At 61.1% G+C, this 2,510-nt stretch carries 4 protein-coding genes; 3 read left to right on the top strand and 1 reads right to left on the bottom strand.

All coding sequences use genetic code 11. The annotated features are described in order from the left end of the window. From Q0562_RS02685 to Q0562_RS02675, 3 genes are all read left to right on the top strand, one after another. Window positions 1-360: SCO family protein (locus Q0562_RS02685; protein WP_298640795.1), on the top strand; the 360-nt coding region annotated here is incomplete at its 5' end. Further along, on the top strand, window positions 357-899 hold the full coding sequence (locus Q0562_RS02680; protein WP_298640792.1) for a TlpA disulfide reductase family protein: 543 nt from the start codon (window positions 357-359) through the stop codon (window positions 897-899). The genes Q0562_RS02685 and Q0562_RS02680, both read left to right, overlap by 4 nt. After that, window positions 896-2,065 carry a hypothetical protein gene (locus Q0562_RS02675; RefSeq protein WP_298640789.1) on the top strand — a complete coding sequence of 390 codons (1,170 nt, stop codon included), beginning with the start codon at window positions 896-898 and terminating at the stop codon, window positions 2,063-2,065. The genes Q0562_RS02680 and Q0562_RS02675 overlap by 4 nt, the downstream gene beginning before the upstream one ends. 79 nt (window positions 2,066-2,144) lie before the next feature. On the opposite strand, the gene Q0562_RS02670 is transcribed toward Q0562_RS02675, so the two are convergent. Continuing rightward, a partial coding sequence (locus Q0562_RS02670) for a DUF4198 domain-containing protein (protein ID WP_298640787.1) occupies window positions 2,145-2,510 on the bottom strand: 366 nt, incomplete at its 5' end.

Raw genomic sequence — 2,510 nt, 5'->3', positions numbered from 1 at the left:
GAGCCGGACGTCATCCAGCCCGTGTTCATCAGCATTGACCCGCTGCGCGACAATTCAAAAGTGCTCAACCAGTACACCAATTATTTCAGCCCGCGCATCATCGGCCTCACCGGCGACATGCCGACCATTGAAGCGACCGCCAAGCGCTTTAACGCCACCTTCGGCTACCGCTTCAAGGGCAAAAAAGTCACCCCGCCCGATCTGCCCGAAGGCTACACCGTCTATCACAGCACCATGATTTACCTGCTCTCGCCCAAGCGCGAGATGATTGACGTCTTCGACTACCAGAGTGGCGCGGACAAACTCGCGCGCGACATCGACAAAGCCATCGCCAAAGACCGGGCGGGGGGCAAAGCATGAAAACCCGCCACGCCCTTGCCGCCCTGCTGCTCGCCGCCACGGCGGCGCTAGCAGGGCCGGTGGTTATCCAGCCCATGAACCCGCCGGAGCCGCCCAAGGCAGAATGCACCCCGCCGGAAGGATTTCTGCCCGCCACCTCAAACACCCCGCTGAACGAACTGGTCAAACACGATGGCAAACACAAAGTGGCGCTGCTTAACGTCTGGGCGCTGTGGTGCGCGCCCTGCCGTGCGGAACTGCCGCTGCTTGACCAGCTCGCGCAACGTGAAGATGCGCCGTTTGACATCATCACCCTCAATCTCGGTGACGATGCCGCGCAAATCGACAACCTCTTCGCCGACCTGAAAATCAGCAAACTGCCGCGCGATAACGGCGGCGATAGCGGCCTGCTGAAAAAACTTGGCGGCGTCGGCCTGCCGCTCTCCGCTTGGTATGTGGACGGACAGATGGTCGCCAAATCGACCGGCGCGCTGCACGACGGCGACGCGCTCCTCGCCTACGCGCAGTGCCTTGCCAAAGAAGCCGGGGAAACCCCATGAAGCGCCGTCACCTCGTCCTCGGCGGTGCGGCGGCGCTCTTCACCCGCCCGCTCTGGGCGCAGGCCGCGCCCGAAAAGCCTGCCGCCACTCCGGTCAGCCTCTACGACCCGACCCGCTACGTCTTCGCCGGTGACAACGGCCTGCCGCTGGTTGCCGTCGTTGACCTCGAAGAAGGGCGGCAAGTGGACACCCTCCGCTTCCCCGTCGCCGTGCGTGTCCTCTCGTCCAGCACCGACAAACCCTTTCTTGCCGTCAGCGACCAGCGCCGCTACGCCATCACCCTCTACGACCTCGAAAACCGCGACATGCGGGAAATCCCGCTGCCCAGCCGCGCCATGCGCATGATTTTCGTGCCGGAAAGCAGCAAACTCGCCGTCGTCTTTGAAGACCGCATTGGCATGGTGGACTACCGCAGCGGCGAAGTGAGCGAACCGGAAAAAACCTTCCAGAACCTCTACACCCGCTTCTCCACCATCTTCAGCATTTACAGCCAGACCTTCTGGGTGTTGCAGGAAAACACCCCGCTGATTTACCAGTACAGCTTCCTCCACCCCGACGACGGCTGGAAAACCATCGACATCGGCGAAACACGCGGGCTGGGGCGCGGCGCACCAAGCTTTGAAGACCGCCTCATTGCCTTTAACACCTACTACGCGGACGAAGGCATCATCTACTTCGCCGACAGCGGCAAAATCATCAAGACCGGGCCGATGTACAAATCGCGCAAGCTGAATGAACCGCTGCTCGAACCCTTCATCGACAACGGCATGCGCCACGTCATCTTCGGCGACACCAGCGGGCGGCTGCTCATCTACGAACCCGACAAAAGCGACACCCCGCAGCGCCTCGACCTCGGCTACCGCCCGCGCGTCTTCCGCACCGGCTGGCTGGATCGCTACCTCGTCGTCGGCGGCGACCGCCACCTCAGCATCCACCCCTTTGCCGACCTCGAAAACCGCACTCAGCTCGACTTCGGCTACGACGAAGACGTGCTGGACATGTGGATCAGCGGCGACAGCAAAAAAGTGCTGTTCGGACGGCAGTACAAACCGCTGCTTGGTCAATACGACCTGCAACATATGCAGCGCCTGCCAGACATCCCGCTCACGGGTATCGTTCAGCCGAGCTTTATCCGCATGGGCAGCACCAACAACGTCTGCTACTGAACGCCGCCCGCCATATGGTAATCGCCGGAAAACAAAAACCGCCCCGAAAGGGCGGTTTTTGTTGACAAAGGCAGGGCGCTTATTTGTAGAGGTTTTCGGCGCGTTGTGTGCCGATGGACAGCAGCAATGTCGCGCTGTTGCTGTGTTCGAGGCAGACTTTCTGATCTTCAAACGGCGCCTTGTGCGCGACCTTGATTTTCCACAGCCCTTCCAGCTGCGGAATGATGCTGACCTTGCCGTCTTTGTCGGTCTTGCCGGAGAAGGCTTGCGGCGGGCGTTCGTCGCGGGTGGCATCCAGGTCTTTCGCCATGAAGGTGTCGGAGGTGGCGATGACGGTCGCGCCTGCCAGCGGCTTGCCCTGATAGTAGATTTGTACTGGGAAGCGTTCATCGACTTTCACTTGCGTCGGGTCGGCCAGCGGCACGATTTCCAGATTCTGCCCGAT

The sequence above is a fragment of the uncultured Cardiobacterium sp. genome, assembly GCF_938028825.1.
In the GTDB taxonomy this organism is placed as follows: domain Bacteria; phylum Pseudomonadota; class Gammaproteobacteria; order Cardiobacteriales; family Cardiobacteriaceae; genus Cardiobacterium.
The sequence above is the reverse complement of the archived record's forward strand: the minus strand, read 5'-3'. Positions and strand labels throughout refer to the sequence as shown.